Source organism: Microbacterium sp. M4A5_1d, assembly GCF_053345465.1.
The window spans coordinates 1,506,343-1,531,082 of sequence record NZ_JBKFAD010000001.1 but is presented as its reverse complement, the minus strand read 5'-3'; the positions used below and the strand labels follow the sequence as shown (position 1 = coordinate 1,531,082).

At 71.3% G+C, this 24,740-nt stretch carries 25 protein-coding genes; 10 read left to right on the top strand and 15 right to left on the bottom strand.

Annotated elements, in window-relative coordinates; genetic code table 11:
- Nucleotides 1-9: 9 nt before the first annotated feature.
- The 6 genes from ACLBWJ_RS07345 to ACLBWJ_RS07320 form a co-directional block, all read right to left on the bottom strand.
- Nucleotides 10-591, bottom strand: coding sequence for a nitroreductase family protein (locus ACLBWJ_RS07345; protein WP_112616103.1), 582 nt, complete (start codon nt 589-591; stop codon nt 10-12).
- A 171-nt stretch (nt 592-762) separates the two neighbouring features.
- Complete coding sequence (locus tag ACLBWJ_RS07340) at nt 763-1,851, bottom strand: ABC transporter permease (protein WP_274178234.1); 1,089 nt, start codon at nt 1,849-1,851, stop codon at nt 763-765.
- Complete coding sequence (locus ACLBWJ_RS07335; RefSeq protein WP_274178235.1) at nt 1,848-2,744, bottom strand: ABC transporter ATP-binding protein; 897 nt, start codon at nt 2,742-2,744, stop codon at nt 1,848-1,850. Before ACLBWJ_RS07335 ends, ACLBWJ_RS07340 begins: the two co-directional genes overlap by 4 nt.
- A gap of 135 nt (nt 2,745-2,879) precedes the next feature.
- A complete protein-coding gene (locus ACLBWJ_RS07330; RefSeq protein ID WP_447659988.1) occupies nt 2,880-3,644 on the bottom strand; it encodes an ABC transporter ATP-binding protein in 765 nt (254 codons plus the stop codon).
- On the bottom strand, nt 3,641-4,666 hold the full coding sequence (locus ACLBWJ_RS07325) for a FecCD family ABC transporter permease (protein ID WP_258524604.1): 1,026 nt from the start codon (nt 4,664-4,666) through the stop codon (nt 3,641-3,643). The genes ACLBWJ_RS07330 and ACLBWJ_RS07325 overlap by 4 nt, the downstream gene beginning before the upstream one ends.
- 2 nt (nt 4,667-4,668) lie before the next feature.
- Nucleotides 4,669-5,712 (bottom strand): ABC transporter substrate-binding protein, encoded by a 1,044-nt coding sequence (locus ACLBWJ_RS07320; RefSeq protein WP_323987144.1) that lies wholly within the window; start codon nt 5,710-5,712, stop codon nt 4,669-4,671.
- A gap of 81 nt (nt 5,713-5,793) precedes the next feature.
- Here ACLBWJ_RS07320 and ACLBWJ_RS07315 point away from each other — a divergent pair, with 81 nt between their 5' ends.
- Together ACLBWJ_RS07315 and ACLBWJ_RS07310 are read left to right on the top strand one after the other, a co-directional pair.
- Nucleotides 5,794-7,605 carry a glycoside hydrolase family 15 protein gene (locus tag ACLBWJ_RS07315; RefSeq protein ID WP_323987146.1) on the top strand — a complete coding sequence of 604 codons (1,812 nt, stop codon included), beginning with the start codon at nt 5,794-5,796 and terminating at the stop codon, nt 7,603-7,605.
- A 74-nt stretch (nt 7,606-7,679) separates the two neighbouring features.
- On the top strand, nt 7,680-9,014 hold the full coding sequence (locus ACLBWJ_RS07310) for a hypothetical protein (protein WP_274178239.1): 1,335 nt from the start codon (nt 7,680-7,682) through the stop codon (nt 9,012-9,014).
- Between the two features lie 12 nt (nt 9,015-9,026).
- Here the strand turns inward: ACLBWJ_RS07310 and ACLBWJ_RS07305 are convergent, their stop codons facing one another.
- The 3 genes from ACLBWJ_RS07305 to ACLBWJ_RS07295 all read right to left on the bottom strand — a co-directional run bounded on the left by ACLBWJ_RS07305 (nt 9,027) and on the right by ACLBWJ_RS07295 (nt 11,935).
- Nucleotides 9,027-9,740 (bottom strand): response regulator, encoded by a 714-nt coding sequence (locus ACLBWJ_RS07305; RefSeq protein WP_404568336.1) that lies wholly within the window; start codon nt 9,738-9,740, stop codon nt 9,027-9,029.
- A complete protein-coding gene (locus tag ACLBWJ_RS07300; RefSeq protein ID WP_323987148.1) occupies nt 9,737-11,023 on the bottom strand; it encodes a sensor histidine kinase in 1,287 nt (428 codons plus the stop codon). The genes ACLBWJ_RS07305 and ACLBWJ_RS07300 overlap by 4 nt, the downstream gene beginning before the upstream one ends.
- Nucleotides 11,024-11,095: 72 nt before the next feature.
- On the bottom strand, nt 11,096-11,935 hold the full coding sequence (locus tag ACLBWJ_RS07295) for an exodeoxyribonuclease III (RefSeq protein ID WP_274178242.1): 840 nt from the start codon (nt 11,933-11,935) through the stop codon (nt 11,096-11,098).
- A 63-nt stretch (nt 11,936-11,998) separates the two neighbouring features.
- Here ACLBWJ_RS07295 and ACLBWJ_RS07290 point away from each other — a divergent pair, with 63 nt between their 5' ends.
- The 3 genes from ACLBWJ_RS07290 (at nt 11,999) to ACLBWJ_RS07280 (ending at nt 14,322) form a co-directional block, all read left to right on the top strand.
- Nucleotides 11,999-12,493 carry a metallophosphoesterase family protein gene (locus ACLBWJ_RS07290; RefSeq protein ID WP_274178243.1) on the top strand — a complete coding sequence of 165 codons (495 nt, stop codon included), beginning with the start codon at nt 11,999-12,001 and terminating at the stop codon, nt 12,491-12,493.
- Nucleotides 12,494-12,537: 44 nt separating this feature from the next.
- The gene (gene pyrE / locus ACLBWJ_RS07285; RefSeq protein ID WP_112616119.1) at nt 12,538-13,116 is read left to right on the top strand and encodes an orotate phosphoribosyltransferase; all 579 of its coding nucleotides are present in this window, start codon (nt 12,538-12,540) and stop codon (nt 13,114-13,116) included.
- A gap of 114 nt (nt 13,117-13,230) precedes the next feature.
- Nucleotides 13,231-14,322, top strand: coding sequence for an alkene reductase (locus ACLBWJ_RS07280; RefSeq protein WP_282501963.1), 1,092 nt, complete (start codon nt 13,231-13,233; stop codon nt 14,320-14,322).
- Here the strand turns inward: ACLBWJ_RS07280 and ACLBWJ_RS07275 are convergent.
- The gene (locus tag ACLBWJ_RS07275) at nt 14,283-14,726 is read right to left on the bottom strand and encodes a winged helix-turn-helix transcriptional regulator (protein WP_447659987.1); all 444 of its coding nucleotides are present in this window, start codon (nt 14,724-14,726) and stop codon (nt 14,283-14,285) included. The genes ACLBWJ_RS07280 and ACLBWJ_RS07275 overlap by 40 nt on opposite strands.
- Nucleotides 14,727-14,803: 77 nt before the next feature.
- Between ACLBWJ_RS07275 and ACLBWJ_RS07270 the strand changes: the two genes are divergently transcribed.
- A complete protein-coding gene (locus tag ACLBWJ_RS07270; protein WP_282501965.1) occupies nt 14,804-15,214 on the top strand; it encodes a RidA family protein in 411 nt (136 codons plus the stop codon).
- Between the two features lie 21 nt (nt 15,215-15,235).
- Here the strand turns inward: ACLBWJ_RS07270 and ACLBWJ_RS07265 are convergent, their stop codons facing one another.
- Nucleotides 15,236-15,421 carry a hypothetical protein gene (locus ACLBWJ_RS07265; protein WP_112616125.1) on the bottom strand — a complete coding sequence of 62 codons (186 nt, stop codon included), beginning with the start codon at nt 15,419-15,421 and terminating at the stop codon, nt 15,236-15,238.
- Between the two features lie 112 nt (nt 15,422-15,533).
- Nucleotides 15,534-16,343 (bottom strand): HAD-IIA family hydrolase, encoded by an 810-nt coding sequence (locus ACLBWJ_RS07260; RefSeq protein WP_112616127.1) that lies wholly within the window; start codon nt 16,341-16,343, stop codon nt 15,534-15,536.
- Between the two features lie 42 nt (nt 16,344-16,385).
- On the opposite strand from ACLBWJ_RS07260, the gene ACLBWJ_RS07255 reads away from it, so the two are divergent.
- On the top strand, nt 16,386-17,348 hold the full coding sequence (locus ACLBWJ_RS07255; RefSeq protein ID WP_112616129.1) for an SDR family NAD(P)-dependent oxidoreductase: 963 nt from the start codon (nt 16,386-16,388) through the stop codon (nt 17,346-17,348).
- Nucleotides 17,349-17,354: 6 nt separating this feature from the next.
- Here the strand turns inward: ACLBWJ_RS07255 and ACLBWJ_RS07250 are convergent, their stop codons facing one another.
- On the bottom strand, nt 17,355-17,993 hold the full coding sequence (locus ACLBWJ_RS07250; RefSeq protein ID WP_114589053.1) for a metal-dependent transcriptional regulator: 639 nt from the start codon (nt 17,991-17,993) through the stop codon (nt 17,355-17,357).
- A gap of 38 nt (nt 17,994-18,031) precedes the next feature.
- Between ACLBWJ_RS07250 and ACLBWJ_RS07245 the strand changes: the two genes are divergently transcribed.
- Nucleotides 18,032-18,700 carry a TrmH family RNA methyltransferase gene (locus ACLBWJ_RS07245; protein WP_407667123.1) on the top strand — a complete coding sequence of 223 codons (669 nt, stop codon included), beginning with the start codon at nt 18,032-18,034 and terminating at the stop codon, nt 18,698-18,700.
- Nucleotides 18,701-18,718: 18 nt separating this feature from the next.
- Here ACLBWJ_RS07245 and ACLBWJ_RS07240 read toward each other — a convergent pair whose 3' ends face one another.
- Both ACLBWJ_RS07240 and ACLBWJ_RS07235 read right to left on the bottom strand, forming a co-directional pair.
- Complete coding sequence (locus ACLBWJ_RS07240) at nt 18,719-19,228, bottom strand: hypothetical protein (RefSeq protein ID WP_114589054.1); 510 nt, start codon at nt 19,226-19,228, stop codon at nt 18,719-18,721.
- An 84-nt stretch (nt 19,229-19,312) separates the two neighbouring features.
- Nucleotides 19,313-20,629 carry an MATE family efflux transporter gene (locus ACLBWJ_RS07235; RefSeq protein WP_282501966.1) on the bottom strand — a complete coding sequence of 439 codons (1,317 nt, stop codon included), beginning with the start codon at nt 20,627-20,629 and terminating at the stop codon, nt 19,313-19,315.
- A 127-nt stretch (nt 20,630-20,756) separates the two neighbouring features.
- Here ACLBWJ_RS07235 and ACLBWJ_RS07230 point away from each other — a divergent pair, with 127 nt between their 5' ends.
- Together ACLBWJ_RS07230 and ACLBWJ_RS07225 are read left to right on the top strand one after the other, a co-directional pair.
- The gene (locus tag ACLBWJ_RS07230; protein WP_447659986.1) at nt 20,757-22,553 is read left to right on the top strand and encodes an alpha/beta fold hydrolase; all 1,797 of its coding nucleotides are present in this window, start codon (nt 20,757-20,759) and stop codon (nt 22,551-22,553) included.
- Between the two features lie 46 nt (nt 22,554-22,599).
- On the top strand, nt 22,600-24,597 hold the full coding sequence (locus ACLBWJ_RS07225) for a M13 family metallopeptidase (RefSeq protein WP_282501967.1): 1,998 nt from the start codon (nt 22,600-22,602) through the stop codon (nt 24,595-24,597).
- The last annotated feature ends 143 nt before the right edge of the window (nt 24,598-24,740 follow it).

Sequence of the window (24,740 nt, the reverse complement as noted above, 5' to 3'; positions counted from 1 at the left end):
CCGGCGGGCTCAGTCGTCGATGACGACCGACTCGGCCACGGGCCGGCGGGTGCGGGGCGAGAGCTCGCGCTCGCGCACGGCGGCGGGGGCGGCGTCGATGTCGCCGAGGTCGCCGACGGCCATGACGGTGACGGGCGTGAACGGGGCCTCGATGCCGAGCTTCTCGGCGAGGGCTGCGGCATCGAACCCGGTCATCTGGTGGGTGTACAGGCCGTCGGCGTGGGCCTGGACGGTGAAGTGCGCGGCGGCCTGGCCGAGGTCGTAGAGCGCGGTGGGCACGGGCTTGCCGTCGTTCTCGGTCTGCGCGATGAAGACGATGAGGGCGCCCGCGGGGCCGGCCCAGGCCTGGTTGAACTCGACGAGCGTCGACACGACCTTCTCGTGGGTCTGGGTGCCGCGACGAGCGACGACGAAGCGCCAGGGCTGTGCGTTGAAGGCCGACGGGGCCCAGCGTGCCGCCTCGAGGGCGCTGGCGAGGGCGTCCTCGTCGACGGGGGAGACCTCGTCGTACAGGCGCGTGCTCCAGCGGGCGGCGAGGATGTCGAGGACGGGGGCGTCGGTCTCGGCGACGCGCTCTTCGATGAGGGACATGGGATTCTCCCGGGTTCGTGCGGACAGCGTCGGACTCCATCGTCCCGCCACGTGCGAACGACGGCGCGTTCGCCGACATTCCCCGTCACGAGAAACTCATCGCCGCCCTCCGGGCGTGAACCCGGAGGACGGCGATGCGGCGGGAGGGCGGCCGGCCCAGCAGGGGGCGGGTCAGCGGCGCAGGGCCTCGCCGAGCTTGACGCGGGCTCCCATGCGCAGGAGCGAGTTCTCGTAGATCTTGGCACCGACGAGGATCGCCCCGACGCAGGTCAGGAGCAGGATCGCGAGCGAGAGCAGCGGCTCCCACCACAGTGCGTCGCCGAGGAACAGGCGCATCGGCATGCCGACCGGTGCCGAGAAGGGCACGTACGACATGATCCCGAGGATCAGCGGGTTGTTCCACGCGAAGATGACCAGGAAGTACGGCGCCATGACCAGCAGGATGAGGGGCGTCGTCGTCGCTCCGATGTCCTCCTGGCGCGAGACCATCGCGGCGGCCGCGGCGAAGAGCGCGGCGAGCAGCACGAAGCCGAACAGGAAGAACACCGCGAACCAGGCGATGGGGGCGCCGATGCCCGTCAGCAGCGCGGTCTGATCCGTGACCGTCAGCCCGATCACCGCCACCGCGGCGAGGATGAGGATCTGCCCCATCGCCAATACCGTGTTGCCGATCACCTTGCCCGCGAGCAGCGCCCGGACCGGTACGGCCGAGATCAGCAGTTCGACGACGCGCGTCTGCTTCTCCTCGACGACCGACTGGGCGATCGTGGCACCGAAGGTCTGCGCCGAGATGAAGAAGATCGCGCCGAACCCGATCGCGACGATGTAGCCGAGGAAGCCGGCGTCGCCGGAGGGGTCGAGCAGCTCGACCTTCGGCAGCTGCGCGAGCGACAGGAGGATGGTGTTCGACACCGACGTGTCGCCGATGACGACGTATCCGCTCGGCGCGGACGCGTCGGCGACGACCGCGGCGTCGACGTCGCCGTCGCGCACGGCGCTCTCGGCGGCCGCCCGGTCGGCGACATCCTTCACGTCGAGGCCGGGCGCGTTCTGGACGTACGAGGCCGCGTCCGGGGTCACCGCGACGGGCGAGCCGCTGTCGTTCCCCGCCGAGAAGCCGCCCCAGATCACGAGCGCGAGCGCGCCGAGGAAGAGGATGGCGAACGAGATGACGAACGACTTGCTGCGGAGCTTCGAGCCGATCTCGCGTTCGGCGACGAGCCAGGTGCTCTGGGCGAATGAGGGGGATGCGGCGCTCACGGGGCGACCTCCTGGATGACTTCGGTGAAGATCTGGGCGAGGGACGGATGCCGCGGCGTGAAGCTCGCGACGTCGCCGTGCTCGACGGCCCGGCGCAGCACACGCTGAGCCGTCTCGTCGGCATCGACGTCGAACAGGGCGTAGCCGCCGTCGAACTCGACGACCTCGACCCCCGGTTCGGTGCGGATCCAGCCGGCATCTCCGGTCGAGACGAGCTCGTAGCGGTGACCCTGGTGCTGGCGGCGGAGCCCCTCGCGGGTGCCGGCGGCGCGGATGGTGCCGCCGGCGATGATGACGAGGTCGTCGCAGAGACGCTCGACGACGTCGAGCTGGTGCGACGAGAACAGCACGCCGACGCCCTGAGCGGCACGGGTCTGCAGGACACCGGCCACGACGTCGACGGCGAGGGGGTCGAGCCCCGAGAACGGCTCGTCGAGGATCAGGACCTCGGGATCGTGCACGAGGGCGGCGGCGATCTGCGCGCGCTGCTGGTTGCCGAGCGACAGCGTCTCGATGTTGTCGTTGAGGCGCTCGCCGAGACCGAGCTCCTCGAGCAGGCCGCGGGCCCGCGACGTGGCCTCGGGCTTCGAGAAGCCGTGCAGCCGGGCGAGGTAGACGATCTGCTCGAGCACCTTCATCTTGGGATACAGCCCGCGCTCCTCGGGCATGTACCCGAAGCGGCGGCGGTCGGCGGCGGTCACCGGTGATCCGTCGAGGGTGACCTCGCCCCGATCGCGCGAGAGCACGCCGAGCATGATGCGCATCGTGGTGGTCTTGCCCGCCCCGTTGCCGCCGACGAAGCCGGTCAGGCGCCCATCGGGCACTCGGAACCCCACGTCGTCGAGCACGCGGTGCGTGCCGTAGTTCTTGGTGATGCCGCTCAGTTCGAGCATTCCGCCTCCTTAGCCGATGACTCCACGCTAGGGAGCGGGCGGGGTCGGGCGGATCCCCCGTACGGCGGATCGTGGGCCGTGCGGCCCCGCCCGGCGGGGGAGCCGCACGGGGGAGTGGGGCAGACGACGACCGCGTCAGCGGCGCAGGAAGGTGATGACCGGATGCCCGCCCCGTGGGTCCCGGGTGACCTCGGCGGCCACGCCGTAGACGTCGGCGATGAGCTCGGCGGTCAGCACCTCGGCGGGGGCGCCCGCGGCGACGACCCGGCCCGACTGCAGCACCATCACGGCATCGCAGTACATCGCCGCGAGGTTCAGATCGTGGATCGCGACGACGCAGGTCACCGGCAGGCCGCAGACGAGCTCGAGCAGATCGAGCTGATGACGGATGTCGAGGTGGTTGGTGGGCTCGTCGAGCAGCAGCTCGCGCGGCTCCTGAGCGAGAGCGCGGGCGATCTGCGCGCGCTGGCGCTCGCCGCCCGAGAGCGTGTGCCACATGCGGTCGGCCCGATCAGCCAGGCCGACGTGCTCCAGGGCACGATCGATCGCGGCCTCGTCCGCCGCCGGGTCGCCGCCGAACGCGGTCCGGTGCGGGATGCGCCCGAGGCGCACGATCTCGCGCACGGTGATGTCGACCTCCGTGTCGGCGTGCTGCGTGACGGCGGCCACGGTGCGCGCGACTCGGCGCCGACCGAGGGAGGCCAGGTCTTCGTCGTCGAGGGTCACGAGTCCTGCAGTCGGGCGGACGAGCCCGTGCAGCAGCCGGAGAAGCGACGACTTGCCCGATCCGTTGGGCCCGAGCAGGCCCAGGGTCTGCCCCGGTTCGGGGCGCACGCTCACGCCGTCGACGACGAGCGTGCCCGAGCGCGTCCACGACACGTCGCGTGCGGCGAGGGTCATGCGCGGTTCCTCCGGCGGGCGAGCAGAACGATGAAGACGGGCACGCCGACCAGGGCGGTCCCGACGCCGACGGGCAGCGGCGTGGGCGAGAAGGCGACGCGCGACCCGGCATCCACCCACACCATGAAGATCGCCCCCGCGACGATCGTGGTGGGGATGAGACGCCCGTGGCGCGACCCGACGAGCAGGCGTGCCATGTGGGGCAGGACGAGACCGACGAAGCCGATCGCGCCGGCGACGCTCACGAGGGTGGCCGTGATCAGCGCGGTCGTGACGAGCAGGATGCCGCGCGTGCGTGCGATGTGGATGCCCAGGGAGGCCGCGACCTCATCGCCGAAGACGAAGGCGTCGAGGGCCGAGGCGTAGCGCAGGCACAGCAGGGAGCCCAGCGCGACGACGACGGTGCACAGCACGACGTCGTCCCAGCGGATGCCCTCGAGCGAGCCGAGGAGCCAGAACATGACCCCGCGCGTCTCATCGGCGTCGGCGAACGCGAAGATCACGAGAGACGTGAGTGCCGAGAACAGCTGCGTGCTCGCGACTCCGGCCAGGACGACACGGTCGTTCCCGCCCCCGGCGAGGCGTGCGAGCAGCAGCACCACCGCGAAAGCGACGAGCGCTCCGATGAAGGCCCCGCCGGAGAGGCCGAGCGCGGCGCCGCCGAGGCCGAGCACGCCGATCGCGACGGCACCGGTCGAGGCGCCGGACGAGATGCCGAGGATGAACGGCTCGGCGAGGGGGTTCCGCAGCAGCGACTGCATGATGACGCCGCAGAGCCCGAGCCCCGCACCGCACGCCGCGGCGACCAACGCGCGGGGCAGTCGCTCCTCCCAGACGATCGCGTCTTTCGCGGTCTTGACGGGGATGTCGGTGAGGCCCAGGTGGTTGGTGACGATGTCGCGGACGTTGACGAGCAGGATGTCGGCCGGGCCGAGGGTGATCGCGACGCCGACCGACACGACGAGCAGCAGGATGCCGCCCCCGAGCAACCCGGCCGTGGCGACGGGTCCGCGGGTGCGCACGCTCAGAGCTCGTCCCGGTGCTCGTCCATCCAGCTCTCGATCTTCTCGAGCCCGTCGACGAAGCGGATCGAGGGGTTGAGCTCGGCGCCATGCAGCGCGATGTAGCGCTTGTTGCGCACGGCATCGATCGTGCGCGTTACGGGATCCGACTCGAGGAACGCGATCTTGTCGTCGAGCCGGTCGCCGGGGAAGCGATCGCGTTGCAGATCGCCGAGGACGAGCACCTGCGGATCGCGGTCGACGAGGTCCTCCCAGGTGGTCGCGGGCCAGTCGTCGTCGGCATCGGCGTACACGTTGGCGAACCCGGTGGTCGCCGCGAGCAGCGCAGCCGAGCCGAGCCCGCCGGCGACGTACGGGGTCTTGGTGTCGGCGAACCAGAAGGCGACGGTGGCGCCCGAGGCGTCGATGCCCTCCGTCGCGGCCGCAGCGCGCGAGCGCAGATCGTCGACGAGCTTCTCGGCCCGATCGGAGACGTCGAAGATCCGACCCAGCTCGGTGATCTCCTGATAGAGCGCGTCGACGGTGAGCGGGGTGGTGCGGGTGCCACCGCCGTTGATGCTGACGCCGTTGTCGCAGTCGGTCGGCGAGAGGTAGCTTCCGATGCCCGTCTCATCGAACCGGTCGCGGGTCGCGACGCCGCCCTGCGTGAAGTGTCGTCCGAACGAGGCAGTGACGAAGTCGGGGTCGGCGCCGAGCGTGACCTCGTAGGTGGGGGCGTTGTCGGCCAGGCGGGGCACGTTCTGGTTCGCCTCGGCGAGCGAGGGAAGGATCGGGTCGGTCCACGACGCCGTGCCCACGATGCGGTCCTCCAGCCCGAGCGAGAGCAGGATCTCGGTGGAGTTCTGGTCCAGCGAGACGATGCGCTGGGGCGCCGCGTCGACGGTGATGGAGCGGCCGCAGTTCTCGACCGTCAGGGGGTAGGACGTCTCTCCGTTGCCGGCCGGGCCCGCCGCGCCGGCCGGGACGACCTCCGATGCGCCGCAGCCCGCGAGAGCGAGAGCGGCCAGCGGAACGATGGCGAGACTGGCGAGGAGACGATGACGCACCGCAGAAGGATAGCCTCGCCTAACCAGCATCCGCGAATCGCCGTGTTGGCGGATCCGACCCCCGACCGCGATGATGCGAGCATGCCCGCACCGATCGAGCGCTACGCCCTCCTCAGCAACTGCCGCAGTGCGGCGCTCGTGTCCGACCGGGGCGACCTCGACTGGCTGTGCCTTCCCCGCTATGACTCCGGCTCCATCTTCGGCGCCCTGCTCGGCGACAGCTCGCACGGATGCTGGAGCCTGCGGCCACGCGACCCGGACGCGACCGCGACGCGGCGCTACGACGGCGACACGTTCGTGCTCGTGACCCGGTGGGAGTGTGCCGCCGGTGTCGCCGAGGTGCACGAGTTCATGCCGGTCCTCGACGGGGTCGATGCGGTCGTCCGGCGCGTCGTCGGTGTCGCGGGCGAAGTCGACTTCGTGAGCGAGGTGCGGCTGCGGTTCGACTATGCGCGGGCGGTGCCCTGGGTGCGGCAGATCGGTGCGGCCGACACGTCGGATGCCCGCCCGATGGGCGTCCTGCTCGCGGTGGCCGGGCCGGATGCCGTCACGCTGCGCGGGCCCCGGCTCGTCGCCCGGGACACGATGCACCGGGGCGAGTTCCGTGTCGAGGCGGGGCGCACCGTCGACTCGGTGCTGCGCTGGGAGGCCTCGTACCGCGACATCCCGCAGCCCTTCGACGTCGACGGCGCCCTCGAGCGCACGCGCGGGTGGTGGACGACTTGGGCGCGGCGTATCCGCGACGGCGGGCGGTGGGGCGACCGGGTGCTGCGTTCCATGCTCGTGCTGCGGGCGCTCACCCACGCCGAGACGGGCGGCATCGTCGCCGCCGCGACGACCTCTCTGCCGGAGGATTTCGGTGGTTCGCGCAACTGGGACTACCGGTACGTATGGCTGCGTGACGCTGCCCTGACTCTCGAGGCCTACATCTCGCACGGCTATCTCGAGGCGGCCGCGCGCTGGCGCGACTGGCTGCTGCGGGCGGTCGCGGGCGATCCCGCCGACGTGCAGATCATGTACGGCATCGCGGGCGAGCGCGACCTGCCCGAGCGCGAGCTGGAGAGCCTGCCCGGCTACGCGGGATCCGCGCCGGTGCGCGTCGGCAACGGCGCGGTCGACCAGTATCAGGCCGACGTCATCGGCGAGGTGATGGTCGCCCTCGAGGCCGCCCGGCTCGCCGGCGTCACCGAGACCTCGTTCTCGTGGGCGTTGCAGCGGGCGCTGCTCGATCAGGTCGTCGCCTGGCTCGACCGGCCCGATCACGGTATCTGGGAGATCCGGGGTGAACCGCAGATGTTCACCCACTCGCGGGCGATGGTCTGGGCTGCCCTCGATCGGGGCGTCCGCGCCGTCGAGGAGCACGGGTTGAACGGCGATCCCGATCGCTGGCGGGCCCTGCGCGACCGCGTCCGCGCCGAGATCGACGAGCAGGGCGTGGATGCCGCGGGCGGGCACTTCACGCAGCACTTCCGCACCGACGAGGTCGACGCGTCGCTGCTGCTGCTTCCGGCCGTCGGGTTCTGCGCTCCCGACGATCCGCGCATGCTCGCGACCGTCGCGCGCATCGAGAGCACGCTGCTGCGCGAGGGCCTGGTGATGCGCTACCGCACCGAGGCCGGCGTCGACGGTCTCGCCGGCACCGAGCATCCCTTCCTCGCCTGCTCGTTCTGGCTCGTCGAGCAGTACGCGGCGACCGGACGCATCGACGACGCCACCCGGCTCATGGACCGCTTGGGCGGACTCGCCAACGACGTCGGGCTCCTGTCGGAGGAGTACGACGTCACCGACGGGCGCCAGGCGGGAAACACGCCGCAGGCGCTGTCGCACCTCGCGCTGGTGGGCGCAGCCGATGCGCTGGCGGGGCACGGCGGGCGCGCGGCGCACCGGCGCTGAGCCGGCCGGCGGTACGCCACAGCGGCCACCTCGGCGTTCATCGGGCAGATATGCGCGGGGCCTATGATGCCCGGGTGACGTCTCTTCCGGCATCCCCCCGCCGCCCGACGCGCCGCCAGCGACTGGCGGCATTCGGCCGAACCCGTCGGGGTCTCGTCACCGGTTTCGTGGCCTTCCACGCGGCCTACATCCTCGCCCTCCTGCCGCTGATCATCGCGGGCGGCACGGAGGGCGACCTCCCGCTGTACCGGCAGTGGGCGCAGGATGCCGTGCAGGGAACCTGGCCCATCATCGACTTCGAGTGGGTGTATCCGGCGGGCGCGCTGCTGCCGATCGTCGCGCCGATCGCGCTGGGCCCCTACCTGTACCAGCTCGTCTGGCTGCTCATGCTCGCCGGCGCCAACTGGCTCGCCCTCGCCGCGATCGCCGGGGCGCGGCTGCAACGTCGCTCGGCCTATCCGGCCGCTTGGTACTGGCTGCTCAGCATCCTGCTCCTCGCCCCCGTGTCGATGCTGCGCCTGGAGGGTTTCGCTGCTCCGCTCGCCATCGCGGGACTCGTCTGGGTCTCGCGGCGCCCCGTCGTCGCCGGAGCGCTCATCGCGCTCGCCACCTGGATCAAGGTGTGGCCGGCCGCCATCGCGGCTGCGGTGGTCGCGGTGTGCCGGAGCCGCTGGTGGATCGCCGTGGGCGGTGGCGTGGCGAGCGTCGTCATCATGATCGCGGTGGTTCTCGCCGGGGGCGCATCGAACCTCTTCAGCTTCCTCACGATCCAAGGGACTCGTGCCCCGCAGCTCGAAGCGCCCGTCGCGACGCCGTGGGTGTGGGCGACGATCTGGGAGCTGCCCGGAGCGCGCATCCAGCAGAATTACGAGCTCGCCACCCGCGAGGTGATCGGGCACGGGGCGATGGCTGCCGGCGAGGTCGTCGGCTGGCTCATGATCGCCGCGTTCGCCGCGATCGCGTTGCTGCTCGTGCGAGCCCGGATGACCTGGGTCGCCGGCGCCCAGCGCGTCGAGCGCGCGGAGGGCCGCCTCATGGTGCTGGGCGCCTTCGCCCTCACCGCCGCGCTGATCGTCTTCAACAAGGTCGGCTCTCCGCAGTACATGCTGTGGCTCGCCCCGATCGTCGTCGTGGGGCTGCTCATCGACCCCGAGCGGTGGCGGACGCCCGCGAAGTGGATGGCCGTGACGAGCTTCCTGACGACGCTCGTCTTCCCGATCTTCTACATGCCGCTCGTGCACGCCGACCCGTTCGCGGCGAGCCTGCTTCTCGCCCGGAACGTGCTCCTGGTCGCACTGTTCATCTGGAGCATCCAGGCGCTCTGGCGCATCGCGATGCCGCGCGCGGTGCGGCCCCTCTCGATGCCCGTGCCGCGCCCCTCGCTCTCGCCCGTCTCCGACCCGGCCTGAGCTCGCGGCTGGTCAGGCCCAGCCGTTGCGGTGGGCCAGGACGACGGCGGCCACGCGGTCGCGTGCGCCGAGCTTGATCAGGATGTTCGACACGTGCGTCTTCACCGTGGCGTCGCCGATGAAGAGCTCTCGCGCGATCTCGGCGTTGCTGAGCGCCCGCGCGAGGAGGCGCAGCACCTCCGCCTCGCGCTCGGTGAGGCCGTGATCGGCGGGAGTCGACGCCTGCGGCGCGGCGGGTGCTTCGGTGGCCGCGGAGGTCGCGTCGGGTGGGCCGCCCGCGAATCGCTCGATGACCCGTCGGGTGACCTCCGGAGCGAGGAGGGCGTCACCGGCGGCGGCCACCCGCACGGCGGCGGCGAGCTCCTCGGGTCCCGCGTTCTTCAGCAGGAAGCCGCTGGCTCCGGCCTGCAACGCCTGGAACAGGTAGTCGTCGCGGTCGAAGGTCGTCACGACGACGACCGCGCTGGAATTGCGAGGGTCGGCGACGATGCGGCGGGTCGCCTCGAGTCCGTCGAGGACGGGCATCTGGACATCCATGAAGACGACGTCCGGCTGCAGGCGTGCGACCGTCTCGACGGCCTCCGCGCCGTCGCCGGCCTCGCCCACGACGGCGATGTCGCCGCTCGCCTCGAGGATCATGCGGAAACCGGCCCGCATGACGGCATGGTCGTCGACGAGCACCACCGAGGTGGGCGTGGAGGGCGCGGGCGAGGTGGGCGTGCTCACGCGAGAACCCCCTGGGTGCTCGGGTGGGACGACCGCGCGCTCGCGGGAACACGGGCCCGGACGAGGAAGCCGCCGCGAGGACGGGGTGCCGCCTCGAGCCAGCCGCCCGATGCCGCCGCGCGCTCGCGCATGCCCACGAGGCCGAGGCCCGGCGTCGCCCCGAAGCGCACGCGGCCGTCATTGGCGATCTCGAGCTCGATCTCGTCGCCGTCGAAGCGCAGCCGCACGTCGGCGCGCGCGTCGGGCCCGCCATGGCGGCGCGCGTTCGTGAGCGCCTCCTGGGCGATGCGGTAGAGGTTCACCTGCGCGACCTCGGACGCCGTGACCGGTTCGCCGACGACGGTGAAGGTGGTCGGCATCCCGTTCTCCTCCGAGTACCGGGCCAGCTCGGCGATCGCGTCGAGCCGCAGCGTCGAATCATGCGGTGCCGCGGCATCCGGGGTCCGCAGCGTCTCGAGCAGCTGGCGGAGCTCCGTCAGCGACGCCCGTGCCGATTCCTCGACCACGGTGAGCGCGCGTCGCGCCGCCTCGGGATCGCGATCGAGCACCGTGCGCGCGGCGCCGGCCTGCACGCCCATCGCCGAGACGTGGTGCGCCACGACGTCATGGAGCTCGCGTGCGATGCGGACGCGGTCGAGCGCCACCGCCTGCGCCGCGGTGATCTCGCGCTCGTGCTCGAGCTCACGCGTGCGCTGTTCGAGCTCCTCGCGGCTGAGCGCGCCCGCGTAGGCGCGCTCGCCGAACGCGAAGGCGCCGGCGAAGAAGACGACGTTGAAGAGGAACTGCAGCATCATCATCGCCGCGACGGGGGAGAACAGCGAGAACTCCGCGGCGCTGTCGCTGCCCTGTTCGCTGGCCGCCTGGAACATCGCCGCGAGCAGCCAGAAGAACATGCCGATGATGACCACGACGCGGACGATCAGGGCCCGCCGCCGGTCGACCACCCACGCGCCGACCGAGTACATCGCGATGAAGAGGGCGATGCTGCCGACGTACATCTCGGGGATGTGCACCGACATGCCGACGAAGTAGACGACAGCGACGACGATCAGCGCGACCTCGGGGATGCGGCGACGCAGCGCGAGCGGCGCCGTCAGCGCCACGCTGTAGAGCAGGCCCCAGCCGAGGTGCGGTGAGTCGTCGCCCCAGACCTGCGCGACACTGCCGAGCCAGGTGCTGAGGATCGCGCTCACGAGCAGCGCGGCGGCGAGCCACAGGTCGTTGCGCAGTTGCTCGGGGGTCGCGGCGAGACGCTCGTCGGGTACGGGGGAGGCCACGGGCATGACCTCCACGCTACGGTGCGCGCAGGGGTGCGACATCCCCCGAGCGGGGGAGCCGGACGGCCGGCGCGACGATCAGAAGATCATCGGACGGTCGTCATCGTCGTCGCCGTCGAGGACGAGGTCGACGACGACGGGGACGTGATCGCTCGGCGCTTCCCCCTTGCGCTGATCGCGGTGGATCGCGGCGCCGGTGACGGCATCGGCGAACGCGGACGAGCCGAGGATGAAGTCGATGCGCAGGCCCTCGTTGCGGGGGAACCGCAGCTGCTTGTAGTCCCAGTAGGTGAAGCCGGTCGGCACCAGCGGGCGCACGGTGTCGGAGAGGCCGGCGTCGAGCAGCGCCTGGAACGCGGCGCGCTCGGGCGGCGAGACGTGGGTCGTCACGCCCTCGACGAGGGTCGGGTCGCCGACATCCTCGGGGGTGGGGCAGATGTTGAAGTCGCCGGTGAGCGCCAGGGCGAGGCCGGGGGATGCGGCCAGGGTGTCGCGCGTGTACTGCTCGAGCGCCTGCAGCCAGTGGAGCTTGTAGACGTAGTGCGGGTCATCGAGCGACCGGCCGTTCGGGACGTAGAGGCTCCAGACGCGGACGCCGCCGACGGTCGCGGCGATGGCCCGCGCCTCCTGCGGCGCGTCGGGGCCCTCGTGGCCCTTGAGGAATCCCGGCATCCCGGGAAACCCGATCTGCACGTCGGTCATCGGCTCGCGGCTGGCGATCGCGACGCCGTTCCACTGGTTCAGGCCGTGAAGCTCGACGTGGTAGCCGGCCGCCTCGAACTGCTCCATCGGGAACTGCTCGGGCTTGCACTTGATCTCCTGCATCGCCAGGACGTCGATGTCTTCGTTCACCGCGAAGCCGACGATCCGGTCGACGCGAGCGCGGATCGAGTTCACGTTCCAGGTGGCAAGACGCATGCCCCCAGCCTATTCGGCGGCTCGGACCTCGCCCGCTGCGCGGCATCCGGATACCGTCGGGGGATGGCCACGACATTGCTGCTCATCGCCGATACGCATGTCCCCGGGCGGGCGCGGGCCCTGCCGGATGCCGTGCTCGCCGCGGCCGACGCGGCCGACCTCATCGTGCACGCGGGGGACTGGGTCGCGGCATCCGTCCTCGACGAGCTCGAGCGGCACGGCGAGGTGCTGGGGGTGTGGGGCAACAACGACGGAGCCGACCTGCGGTCGCGACTGCCCGAGGTGGCGCGTCGAACGATCGAGGGGGTGCGGTTCGCCGTCGTGCACGAGACCGGCGCCGCGGCGGGGCGCGAGCGACGGATGGACGCCGTCTACTCCGATGACGACGTGCTCGTCTTCGGCCACAGCCACATCCCGTGGGACACGACGACCCCGCGCGGACTCCGGCTGCTCAACCCGGGCTCGCCCACCGACCGGCGTCGCCAGCCTCACAAGACGTTCCTCACGCTCACGGTCGACGAGGGCGAGCTGCGCGATGTCGACCTCGTCGTGGTCTGAGCGACGGCGTCGCGCCGGGGCGACCCGCTCGTAGACTCGGGGTCATGACCGTCGCAGGCACGCCCGAGCTCGAAGCCGACCGCCAGGATCTCATCCGGCTGATCCAGGACGAGGCGGTGTTCCACGGCGACTTCACCCTCTCGAGCGGCAAGAAGGCGACGTACTACGTCGACATGCGTCGGCTGACGCTCGACCACCGCGCCGCGCCGGCGATCGGCCGCATCATGCTCGACCTCATCTCGGACGTCGACGGCGTCGTCGCGGTCGGCGGCCTCACCCTCGGCGCCGACCCGATCGCGAACGCCGTCATGCACGAGTCGGTGCGCGCGGGCCGCCCCCTCGATGCGTTCGTCGTGCGCAAGGAGCCCAAGGACCACGGCCGCGGTCGGCAGGTCGAGGGCGCGGATGTCGCAGGCAAGCGCGTCGTCGTCGTCGAGGACACCTCGACCACCGGCCAGTCCGCACTCAAGGCCGTCGAGGCGCTGCGGCGCGAGGGCGCTGAGCCCGTCGCGGTGGCCGTCATCGTCGACCGCAAGACCGGCGCCCAGGCAGCGGTCGAGGAGGCCGGGCTGCAGTGGCTCGCCGCGATCGACCTCGACGACCTGGGCCTCGCCCCGCAGTAAGGCGCTTCACCTGGCAGCATCCGCCGCTTCGGGCTGCGTGAGGGGGCATGAGCTGCCAGGTGAACCGCAGCCGCCGAGGAATAGCGCGCGGGGCCTGGGCGGTTGTGGTTCAGTATGAGCCTGTACGAGCCCGCCGTCTTCGGTGCCCTGAACCTGTCGAACCGCGTCGTCATGGCGCCGCTCACGCGCACCCGCGCGGGCGAGGACGGTGTTCCCACCGACGTCATGGTCGAGTACTACCGCCAGCGCGCGGGGCAGGGCCTCATCATCACCGAGGGCACGTGGCCTGTCGTGGAGGGCAAGTCGTACCCCGGGCAGCCCGGCATCCAGACCGAGGAACAGATCGCGGGCTGGCGACGCATCGCCGACGCCGTCCATGAGGCCGGCGGCACCATCGTCATGCAGCTGATGCACGGCGGACGCGTGTCGCACCCCGACATCACCGGTGCCGACCGAGTCGTGGGCCCGAGCGCGCTGGCTGCGCCCGGGCAGACCCGCACCCCGAAGGGCAAGGCCGACATGCCGATCGCGCACGCGCTGACCGCGGCGGAGGTGCCCGAGGTCGTCGAGCAGTTCGCGCAGGCCGCGCGCAACGCGCTCGCGGCGGGGCTCGACGGTGTCGAGGTCCACGGCGCGAACGGATACCTCGTGCACGAGTTCCTCTCGCCCGTCTCCAACGTGCGCGACGACGAGTACGGCGGATCGCCCGCGAACCGCGCGCGCTTCGCGGTCGAGGTCACCCGGGCCGTAGCCGCTGCCGTGGGCGCCGACCGCACCGGCATCCGGCTCTCGCCGCAGCACAACATCCAGGGTGTGCTCGAGCACGACGACGCCGACGCCCGCGCGACCTACACGGCTGTCGCCGAGGGGCTCGCCCCCCTCGGGCTCGCGTTCGTCGATGTGCTCAGCGCCGACCCGACGGGCGAGCTCGTGCAGCACACCCGTCGCACGGCCGCCGCCCCCTTCATCCTCAACTCGGGCTTCGGATCTCCGACGACCCGCGAGGAGGCCGAGACCCTCGTGATCGCCGACTGGACGGATGCCGTCGCCGTCGGTCGCCCCGTGATCGCCAACCCCGATCTGGCGGCCCGGTGGGAGCAGCGGGCGGAGCTCAACGAGGCGCGCCCCGAGCTCTTCTACGGCTCGACCGCCGAGGGCTACATCGACTACCCGTTCCTCGACGAGGTGCCCGCCGGCGCGGTCTGAACGACCCCGGACCCGAACCCGAGCGTCGCATCCATCGCCTCGTCGAAGCGGCGACGCGCGTCCTCGATGCGCGGCATATGCTCCTGCGCCCACGCGAGGATGACGTCGACGGGCGGGCGCAGGGTCTTGCCGAGCGCTGTGACCCGGTACTCCACGGCGACCGGCCGGGTGCTGAGTACGACGCGTTCCACGATGCCGTTGCGCTCGAGCCGCCGCAGAGTCGCGGTCAGCGACTTCTGCGTGACGGCGGGGATCGCGCGCCTGAGGGCGCTGAACCGGGCGGGCGCGTCGCACAGCTCGTTCAGCACCGCGAGCGACCACCTGTCGAGTACCTGGTCGAGCAGGTCGCGATGCGGGGCCGCGATCTCGAATCGGTCTGCGTCGGCGGGGGTGGTATCGGTCACGCTACCCAGTCTCGTTGAAGTGACTTCCGAGCACCATGTATCCATGAGATACCAATAACGATGCAAGGAGCTTCACCATGACCGTTCACCTGTCGTCGCCCGACTCGCTGATGCAGGCCGTTCCGTACCACCACGTCGCCGTTGCCACCGGCGCGCGCCAGGTCCACGTCGCCGGCCAGATCGCCCGAACCGCCGACGGCAGGTCGGTGGCTCCCGGCGATCTCACCGGTCAGGTCGCGCACGCCCTCCGCAACACCCACGCCGCGCTGGAGAGCGCCGGCGCGGGGTTCGCCGATGTGGTCCGCTTGGCCTTCTACGTCACGGGGTGGGCGCCCGACCGCATCGCCGACTTCATGGCGGGCGTCCACGATGTGGCCGCGGAGATCGGGCTGCCCACACCGATGCCGCCGGCCTCGCTCATCGGGGTGGACTACCTCTTCGAGCCCGACGTCCTCGTCGAGGTGGAGGCGACCGCGGTCCTCGATTGACTCCCGGCGGCCGATCCGGGCTCAGCTCTGGAAGACGGGCAGCTGCGACGCGAGGCCGAGCAGCAGGCCGAAGAACATGAGCAGGATGATGCCGCGACGGGTCGACCCGCGATTGGTGCCGTCGGTGCCGATCTGCTGGTTGCGCACGAAGATGATCAGCGCGATCAGCAGGATCGCGAGACCGGTGAGCGCGAGGACGATCGACATCAGTCGTCGTCCCCGTCGCGGCGCCGCCGGACGAACTGCACGATGACGACCACGAGGGTCGTCGTGAGCATGAGCGCGACGCTGATCAGCAGGAGGTTCTGCTCGAACTCGTTCACAGGATGCCCGGATCCTCGGTCTCGTACGGCTCCGTCTCGAGCAGATCGGCGACGGAGTCGAGGATCTCGTCGGGGCGGAACGGGTACCGCTCGATCTCGGCGTCGTCCGAGATGCCGGTGCGCACGAGCACGGTGTGCAGACCCGCTTCGATGCCCGCCACGACGTCGGTGTCCATGCGGTCGCCGATCATGCCGGTGTTCTCGGAGTGCGCTCCGATGCGGTTCATCGCCGAACGGAACATCATGGGGTTCGGCTTGCCGACGACGTACGGGCTCTTCCCGGTCGCGTGCGAGATGAGGGCCGCGAACGAACCGGTCGCCGGAACGACGCCCTCCGGGGTGGGGCCCGTGGCATCCGGGTTGGTGATGATGAACCGCGCGCCGGCGTTGATGAACCGGATCGCCTTCGTGATGGCGTCGAAGGAGTAGTTGCGCGTCTCGCCCACCACGACGTAGTCGGGGTCGGTCTCGGTCATGATGTAGCCGGCCTCGTGGAGGGCGGTGGTGAGGCCCGCCTCGCCGATCACGAACGCCGAGCCGCCCGGATGCTGCGAACGCAGGAAGTCCGCCGTCGCGAGCGCCGACGTCCAGATACGGTCCTCCGGCACCTCCAGCCCCGACCGCGCGAGACGCGCGCTGAGGTCTCGGGGCGTGAAGAAGGGGTTGTTGGTCAGCACGAGGAACGGCGTGCCCGTCTCGCGCCACTGCGCGAGCAGTTCCGCCGCCCCCGGGATGGGGTGGTTCTCGTGGACGAGAACGCCGTCCATGTCCGTGAGCCAGCACTCGATATCGGCGCGTGTCCGCATGGCCCCAGCCTAGCTGTGGCGATCCGGCCGTAGTCTTCACTCGTGGCCCACGACGACTGGAATCCCCGCAAGCTGCCCGACCTGTCGGGCAAGCGGTATCTCGTCACGGGCTCCAACGCGGGACTCGGGTATTTCGCCAGTCTGCAGCTCGCTTCGGCCGGGGCCCACGTCATCATGACCGGCCGCAGCCCGCAGCGGCTCGCGACGGCGCGCGCCTCGGTCGTGCGAGCCCTGCCCGACGGGGTGGGATCGGTCGAGACGCTGCTGCTCGATACGAGCAACCTGGGCTCCGTGCGGGCAGCGGCGGCGACCGCTCGCGGCCGAAAGCCCCTCCACGGCCTGCTCCTGAACGCCGGGGTGGTGCATCCGCCGCGTCAGCGCCGCACGACCCCCGACGGTCACGAGCTGGTGTTCGCCACCAACGTCCTCGGCCACTACGCGCTCGCGGGGGAGCTGCTCATCGCGCTCGCCGCCGGCCGCGGCCGCATGGTCTGGGTCGGCTCGGTGTCGACATCGATCTGGAAGTACGACCCGACCGACATCGAGCTCGAGAGCGACTACTCGCCCTGGCGCGCATACGTGCAGTCGAAGGTCGCCACGACCTCACTCGGCCTCGAGGCCGACGAGCGCCTGCGGGCGGCGAGCGTGCCGGTCTCGAGCCTGGTCGCCCACCCCGGCTATTCCACGAGCGGGCGCACCCGCGGCATCGCCGGCATCAACGAGCCGTCGCGGATGACGCGTTTCACCGACAACCTGCAGGTCGCCGTGACGCAGTCCAAGGAACGGGGGGCGTGGGCGCTCGTGCGCGCTCTCGTCGACCCGGATGCCGCGGGCGGCGAGTATTACGGGCCGGCCGGTGTGCTCCGGGGCGAGCCGCGCGTCGCGACGCCCGCGGCGATCACGCGCGATCCGGACATCGCCGCGCGCCTGTGGTCGTACTGCGAGCACACGACGCGCACGCCGTGGCCGTATCTGAAGGCGAGCCGGACGCGCGCGAAGAGCTGATCGCGCTCAGGCGGTGACCCAGATGGCCGCGGCGGCACCGGGTGGCAGCACGACGGAACCGCCGCCGTCGAGCCGCACGCTGTCGCGTCCGCTGACCGTCAGGGTGTGGCCCACGTCGACGCCGTGGCCCTCGAGCGTGCGCAACAGGGCGGGATCACGGTCGCTCACGCGAAGGATGCGGCCCTCGTGGCCGATCGCCGCTTCGGCGAGCAGCACGAACGGTTCGCGATGGACCTCGCCGTCGGCGTCCGGGATCGCGTCGCCGTGCGGATCGAACCGGGGATCGCCGAGCCGTTCGGCGATGCCCGAGAGCAGCCGGTCGCTGATGGTGTGCTCGAGCACCTCGGCCTCGTCGTGGACCTCGTCCCAGGCGTAGCCGAACTCGCGGACGAGCCAGGTCTCGATGAGGCGGTGACGCCGGATGATGGATGCCGCACGCCGCCGGCCGGCTTCGGTCAGGGCCACCGGTCCGTACGGGCGATGCGACACGAGGTCCTGAGCGGCGAGCTTGCGGACCATCTCCGTGACCGTCGACGGCGCGAGCCCGAGCGTCGCCGCGAGCTGCGAGGGGGTGATCGGCGCCGGCTGCCACTCGGTGTGGTGGTAGATCGTCTTCAGGTAGTCGTCGACGGCGGGGGAGGGCACACTCCAGATTATCCGCGGCGGCGGGATAGCCTGTCCCGGTGACCCGCCCCGACCCCGCCGACGCGAGCGGCGACCGCGACGGCGTCGACGCGGAACCGCAGCTGCCGGTCGGCGTGGGGCCGTGGCCGGGCGGTCCGGACGCGTGGCCTGACGACCCCCGGTACGACCCGCAGCTGCTGGCCGACGGTGACCGCCGGAACGTCGTCGACCACTACCGCTATTGGCGGCTCGAGGCGATCGTGGCCGACCTCGACGAGCACCGGCATCCCTTCCACGTCGCGATCGAGAACTGGCAGCACGACATGAACATCGGCTCGATCGTGCGCAGCGCGAACGCCTTCGGCGCGGCGGAGGTCCACATCGTGGGACGGCGGCGGTGGAACCGCCGGGGCGCGATGGTGACCGATCGCTACCAGCACGTCCGCCACCACGAGGATGTGGCCTCCTTCGCGGCGTGGGCACGTGAGAATGACCTCCCGATCGTCGCGGTCGACAACGTCCCGGGGTCGGTTCCGGTGGACCGCGCCGACCTGCCCGAGCGGGCCGTCCTGATGTTCGGTCAGGAGGGGCCGGGGCTGTCGCCCGAGGCCGTGGCTGCGGCATCCGTCGTCGTCGAGATCACGCAGTACGGCTCGACGCGTTCCATCAACGCATCGGCCGCGGGCGCCGTGGTCATGTACGAGTGGTGCCGTCGCTGGGCTCGATGAGGACCGACCGGCGAGAGGTCACCGCTCCGGGTGGCGGTCCGGGGTGACGGCGTAGACGAACAGACCCGTCGCCGACGCGCTGAGTTCGACCGTCGCGTCGGCCGGGACATCCCGGATGCCGTGCGGCTCGGCGTTGCCGTCGACGGCGGCGCACGGCACCTTTCCGCTCTCGATGGTCGTGCCGTCGGCTGTGACGGTGTAGGCCAGCTCGCTTCCCGATCCGGTGACGCAGGCGATCGTCACGACGGCGGGCGCTTCGCCGGCGGTGACGGAGATGATCGGCTCTCTGCCGGGCTCGAGAACACCGGCCTCGCGCTGGGTCCAGGACGCCCCGCCGAGCCCGTTCTCGGGGATGACGGTGTCAGCCCACTGCCGGGCGTCGTCGGCGGTGGGGCGGGGCAGCGTCCGGGGGTCGTCGGAGCGCGTCGGGATCTCGACCGGCGCTGTCTCCTGCGCGCAGCCGGAGGCGAGCATCCCGACCACGAGCACGGCGGCACCGGCGGCGGCGGCAGAGGTGAGCTTCGGCATGCCGCCACGCTAAGCGCGGAATCTGAGGTTCGCACGTGAATGGGGTTTCGACCCGATCACAGTTCGGCTTCGCGTCTCCGGGGTTCAGACGGCGATGCGCAGCCACGCGCCGCGCCGCACGCGCCACCCCAGCGTGACCAGCCGGGCGATCATGTAGACGCCGAAGAACGCCACCGCGAGCCAGGCGAGGCCTGCCGCGCCGCCCGGATGCAGCGCTCCGATCACCAGGAGAGCGGGGATGAAGGGGATGAGGTTCAGGCCTCCGGCGATCGCGAGATAGCGCGCGTCGCCGGCGCCCATCAGCACCCCGTCGAGGACGAAGACGATGCCGCAGACGGGCTGCGCGATCGCGAGGACGAGGAGCGCCGGCTGGATCAGGGCGGCCACGGCCGGGTCGCCGGTGAACAGCAACCCGATGACCCCCGACGTCGCGGCGATGACGCCCCCGACGAGTACGCCGAACCAGGCGCCCCAGGCGACGGTGCGACCGAGGACGCGCTGGACGAAGGCCTCGTCGCCGGCACCCAGGCCACGCCCGATGAGCGCCTGCGCGGCGATCGCGAGCGCGTCGAGCGCGAAGGCCGCGGTGGAGAAGATCGTGAAGGCGACCTGCCAGCCGGCGAGTTCGCTCGTGCCCAGGCCGGTCGCGACGGCGACGGTCGCGAGCAGCGCCGCGCGCAGCGAGACCGTCCGGAGGAACAGCCAGCCGCCGAGACGCGCCGACCCGCGCATGCCGTCGGCGCGGGGCCGGAGCGACGCCGAGTGCCGGCGAGCGAGGCGGCCGATCACGACCACGTAGGCTCCGACCATGCCCCACTGGGCGATCACGGTGCCCATCGCCGACCCGGCGATGCCCCAGCCGAACCCGTAGATGAAGAGGACGTTCAGCACCGCGTTGGCGCCGAAGCCGAGGCCGGCGATCCACAGCGGGGTGACGGTGTCCTGCATGCCGCGCAGCAGCCCGGTCGCGGCGAAGACGATGAGCATCGCCGGAAGACCCCACATCGACAGGCGGAGGTAGGTCTCGGCGTCCGTCGCGACGGCCTCGCCGGCTCCGAACATGCCGACCAGCAGCGGCGTGGCGAGCGAGCCCGCGGCCGCGAGCACGGCGCCGAGGCCGAGCGCGAGCCACAGCCCGTCGATCCCCGCGCTGACGGCGCTGGTCGAATCGCCCGCTCCGAAGCGACGGGCCACCGCCGGGGTCGTGGCGTAGGCGAGGAACACCATCAGCCCCACGATCGTCTGCAGCACCGCGCCGGCGATGCCGAGCGCCGCGAGCGGCACGACGCCGAGGTGGCCGATGAGCGCGGCGTCGACGATGAGGAACATCGGCTCGGCGATGAGGGCGCCGAGGGCGGGAACGGCCAGCCGCAGGATCTCGCGGTTGAGCGTGGGCGCCATGACTCGAGCCTAGAGGCGTGACGCCGGCGGACCCGCCTTTGCACGACCGCCGGGTCGCTGTCGAGCGCGCGGAACGCCACCGCAACGGCGGTTACCGTTGATCATCGACCGAGGGAGAGGACGCCGGATGCGGCTGCTCGAACGCCTGGCGATTGCGCGCCTGCACGCTCGGCTGCCGACGTGGGTCCGCGTCGTCGTGGCCGCAGCGGCCGTCGTGCTCGGCGTCGTCATCGTCATCCGTCCGACGACGGCTCTCGACGTCCTCGCCTGGTTGATCGGCGGCGGAATGGCGCTGACAGGCCTCCTCGAGCTCACCGGGCGCGAGGGCGAGGCGCACCGCCCGCGCTGGCGCACGGCAACGGGGGTCGCCTGGCTTCTCGGCGGCGCGATCGTCCTCCTCGCGCCGGGACTGACGGTGCGTGTCGTCGCGGTCGTCGTCGGCATCCTTCTCCTCGGTGGCGGCATCCTCGGCGTCATCGCGGCCTTCGGGCGTGGCCGTACCTGGGACGCGCGCATCGCCGACGCCGCTTTCGGCGCGTCGGGCGTCATCTTCGGCGCGCTCGCACTGTTCTGGCCCGACATCACCCTGCTCGTGACCGCCGTCGTCTTCGGCGCCCGGCTGATCATGAGCGGCGTCGTCGACCTCTGGACGCGGCTCCGCCGCCGTCGCGACGACCGCGTGGCCGAACGCGTGGGGCCGGACGGCAGGCCTCGCCGGCGCTGGGGACGGACGGTGGTCGCCATCGCCTCCGTCGCGCTGGCCGTGACCACGACGATCGTGACAGCGCCGTTGCGCGACGGCTCGACCGTCGTCGACGACTTCTATGCGGCGCCGCGTGACCTGCCCGACGAGCCCGGACGTCTCGTGCGGGCGGAGCCGTTCGACGCCGGCATCCCGGCCAGCGCGGAAGGGTGGCGGATCCTCTACACGACGACCGGCGTCGACGGAGATGTCCGCGTCGCGAGCGCCATCGTCGCGGTGCCGCGCGAGGGCGACGGGCGATGGCCGGTGATCGACTGGAACCACGGGACCACCGGGTTCGCGCAGCACTGCGCCCCGTCGCTGCAGCCGCGCGGACTGTGGGCGGGCGCCTTCTACATGCTGCCGCGAGCCATCAAAGAGGGCTGGGCCGTCGTCGGCACCGACTACATCGGACTCGGCACCGAGGGGCCGCATCCCTATCTCGTCGGGCTGCCGAGCGCCCACGCCTCGCTCGACGCCGTTCGGGCTGCGCGCGAGCTCGAGGAGGCCGACCTCGGCGCCCGCACCGTCGTGTGGGGGCATTCGCAGGGCGGTGCGGCGGCGCTGTGGACGGGCGCGGTCGCCCGTGAGTACGCTCCCGAGGTCTGGGTGCAGGGCGTCGCCGCCCTCGCGCCGGCGAGCGACCCCGCAGCTCTCGTGCAGGGCATCTCGAGTGTCACCGGCGGCAGCATCTTCGCGTCCTACGCCTTCGCCTCGTTCTCGTCGATCTATCCCGAGATCGAGTACCGCGACTATGTGCGTCCCGGCGCGGAGACCGTGCTGCGGCAGATGTCGGAGCGGTGCCTGTCCGACCCGACGATCGTGCTCTCCGTCGCCGCGGCTCTCGGGATGAGCCGCGACCCGGCGCTGTTCTCGCGGTCGCCGGCATCCGGAGTGCTCGGGCGGCACCTGCGCGAGAACACGGCGCCGCTACGCTCCACCGCGCCCGTGCTGCTGGCGCACGGCGGGGCCGACAGCGTCATCCCGGTGCAGACCCAGGCCGCATTCGTCGACCGCATGTGCGCGGCCGGTCAGGACGTCGACTTCCGCACGTACGCGGGGTTCGAGCATGCGGGGGTCGTCGAGCGACCGTCGCCCCTCATCGACGAGCTGTTCGACTGGACGAGGGATCGTTTCGCCGGCATCCCGGTTGCCGAGGGGTGTACCACCACGGAACGCTGAATGGTCTCAGAAGTTCGTGTCGTCCGGTCGGCCTAGCATGGGTGCCATGACCGACCCCGTCCTTCCCTCCGGCATCGACATCGCCGAGCTGAGTCCCGAGATCCGACCGCAGGACGACCTGTTCCGGCACGTCAACGGCAGCTGGCTCGAGCGCACCGAGATCCCCGACGACAAGGCCCGCTGGGGATCGTTCCACGTCATCGCCGAGCAGGCCGAGAGCGACGTCCGCGCCATCATCGACGAGGCGACGACCGCCGAGCCGGGCACGGTGCAGCGGAAGATCGGCGACCTGTTCACGAGCTTCATGGACACGGCTCGCATCGACGAGCTCGGTGCCGAGCCGCTCCGACCGCAGCTGGCGCGCGTCGACGCGGTCGACTCGATCCCGGCGCTGCTGCGCACCGTCGGCGAGCTCGAGCGCGAGGGCATCGGCGGCATGATCGGTACCTTCATCGAGCCCGACCCGGGCAATCCCGAGCGCTACGTCGTGTTCTTCGTGCAGGGCGGGCTGTCGCTCCCCGACGAGAGCTACTACCGCCTCGACGGCTTCGCCGCGACGCGCACGGCCTTCCGCGGATACGCCGAGCGCATGCTCGAGCTCGCCGGGGTCGCAGACGCCGCGGAGCAGGCCGAGCGCATCGCACGGCTCGAGACGGAGCTCGCCGCGCACCACTGGGACAACGTGCGAAACCGCGACGCCGTCGCGACCTACAACCTGCACACGTGGGACGAGGTGACGACCCTCGCCGGCGTCGACCTCGACCCGTGGCTGGACGGGCTCGCGCCGCGGCACCGTGACGGTTTCGCCGAGATCAACGTCAATCAGCCGAGCTTCCTCTCCGGGCTCGGCACGCTCCTGACCGACGAGCACCTCGAGGACTGGAAGGCCTGGCTGCGCTTGCAGGTCGTTCGCGCCTCGGCGCCGTTCCTGCCCGACGCTTTCGTCGCCGAGAACTTCGACTTCTACGGCACCCAGCTCACCGGCGTGCCCGTCAACCGCGAGCGCTGGAAGCGCGGCGTGAGCATCGTGCAGGCGGCGCTCGGCGAGGCTGTCGGCGAGATCTACGTCGAGCGGCATTTCCCGCCGCAGGCCAAAGTCGAGATGGATGCCCTCGTCGACAACCTCATCGAGGCGTACCGGCAGTCGATCACGGGGCTCGAGTGGATGACGCCGGCCACCCGCGAGCGCGCTCTCGAGAAGCTCGCTGCCTTCACCCCGAAGATCGGCTACCCCGACCGCTGGAAGGACTATTCCGCGCTCGAGATCGACCCCACCGACCTCCTGGGCAACGTGCTGCGTTCCACCGAGTGGGAGTACGAGCGTCAGCTGGCGAAGCTCGGTCAGCCGATCGACCGCGACGAGTGGCACATGACGCCGCAGACGGTCAACGCGTACTACAACCCGCTGATGAACGAGATCGTGTTCCCCGCGGCGATCCTGCAGCTGCCCTTCTTCTCGTCCGAGCGCGATGCCGCGGCGAACTACGGCGGCATCGGGGCGGTCATCGGTCACGAGATCGGGCACGGGTTCGACGACCAGGGCAGCGCCTACGACGGCACCGGCGCGCTCAACGACTGGTGGACCGACGCTGATCGTGCTGCCTTCGAGGAGCGCACGGGCGCCCTGATCGAGCAGTACAACGCCCTCGTGCCGCGGGGCCTCGGCGACGAGCACACCGTGAACGGGGCGCTGACCATCGGGGAGAACATCGGCGACCTCGGTGGCCTCGGCATCGCCCTCAAGGCCTACCGGCTCCACCTCGCCGCGACGATGTCGCCGGAGGAGCTGGCCGAAGCGCCCGACGGTCCCGTGATCGACGGCTTCACGGGTGTGCAGCGGCTGCTCCTGAGCTGGGGTCAGATCTGGCAGCAGAAGGGCCGCGACGCCGAGACCATTCGACTGCTCACGATCGACCCTCACGCTCCGAACGAGTTCCGTTGCAACCAGATCGTCCGTAACATCGATGCGTTCTACGACGCATTCGGCGTCACCGAGGGAGACGAGCTGTGGCTCGCCCCAGATCGCCGCGTCACGATCTGGTGATCACCCGAACCGAATCGCTCAGACTGACTCCGACGGAGACGAGAACATGACGGTGGATGGATCCGAGTCCTCCTCCGGGACCGCCCGCTCGCGCGCGGAGCGACGGGGCGCCGCGCGTCCGCGACGTCGCTCGAGCGTGCCGC

Bases quoted from the DNA above. Each gene is read 5' to 3' on its own strand.
- ACLBWJ_RS07280 (WP_282501963.1), top strand. From the start codon at position 13,231: ATGAGCCTGTACGAGCCCGCCGTCTTCGGTGCCCTGAACCTGTCGAAC.
- ACLBWJ_RS07225 (WP_282501967.1), top strand. From the start codon at position 22,600: ATGACCGACCCCGTCCTTCCCTCCGGCATCGACATCGCCGAGCTGAGT.
- ACLBWJ_RS07345 (WP_112616103.1), bottom strand. From the start codon at position 591: ATGTCCCTCATCGAAGAGCGCGTCGCCGAGACCGACGCCCCCGTCCTC.
- ACLBWJ_RS07240 (WP_114589054.1), bottom strand. From the start codon at position 19,228: ATGCCGAAGCTCACCTCTGCCGCCGCCGCCGGTGCCGCCGTGCTCGTG.
- pyrE (WP_112616119.1), top strand. From the start codon at position 12,538: ATGACCGTCGCAGGCACGCCCGAGCTCGAAGCCGACCGCCAGGATCTC.
- ACLBWJ_RS07270 (WP_282501965.1), top strand. From the start codon at position 14,804: ATGACCGTTCACCTGTCGTCGCCCGACTCGCTGATGCAGGCCGTTCCG.
- ACLBWJ_RS07290 (WP_274178243.1), top strand. From the start codon at position 11,999: ATGGCCACGACATTGCTGCTCATCGCCGATACGCATGTCCCCGGGCGG.
- ACLBWJ_RS07295 (WP_274178242.1), bottom strand. From the start codon at position 11,935: ATGCGTCTTGCCACCTGGAACGTGAACTCGATCCGCGCTCGCGTCGAC.
- ACLBWJ_RS07260 (WP_112616127.1), bottom strand. From the start codon at position 16,343: ATGCGGACACGCGCCGATATCGAGTGCTGGCTCACGGACATGGACGGC.
- ACLBWJ_RS07265 (WP_112616125.1), bottom strand. From the start codon at position 15,421: ATGTCGATCGTCCTCGCGCTCACCGGTCTCGCGATCCTGCTGATCGCG.
- ACLBWJ_RS07230 (WP_447659986.1), top strand. From the start codon at position 20,757: ATGCGGCTGCTCGAACGCCTGGCGATTGCGCGCCTGCACGCTCGGCTG.
- ACLBWJ_RS07235 (WP_282501966.1), bottom strand. From the start codon at position 20,629: ATGGCGCCCACGCTCAACCGCGAGATCCTGCGGCTGGCCGTTCCCGCC.
- ACLBWJ_RS07300 (WP_323987148.1), bottom strand. From the start codon at position 11,023: ATGCCCGTGGCCTCCCCCGTACCCGACGAGCGTCTCGCCGCGACCCCC.
- ACLBWJ_RS07335 (WP_274178235.1), bottom strand. From the start codon at position 2,744: ATGCTCGAACTGAGCGGCATCACCAAGAACTACGGCACGCACCGCGTG.
- ACLBWJ_RS07330 (WP_447659988.1), bottom strand. From the start codon at position 3,644: ATGACCCTCGCCGCACGCGACGTGTCGTGGACGCGCTCGGGCACGCTC.
- ACLBWJ_RS07315 (WP_323987146.1), top strand. From the start codon at position 5,794: ATGCCCGCACCGATCGAGCGCTACGCCCTCCTCAGCAACTGCCGCAGT.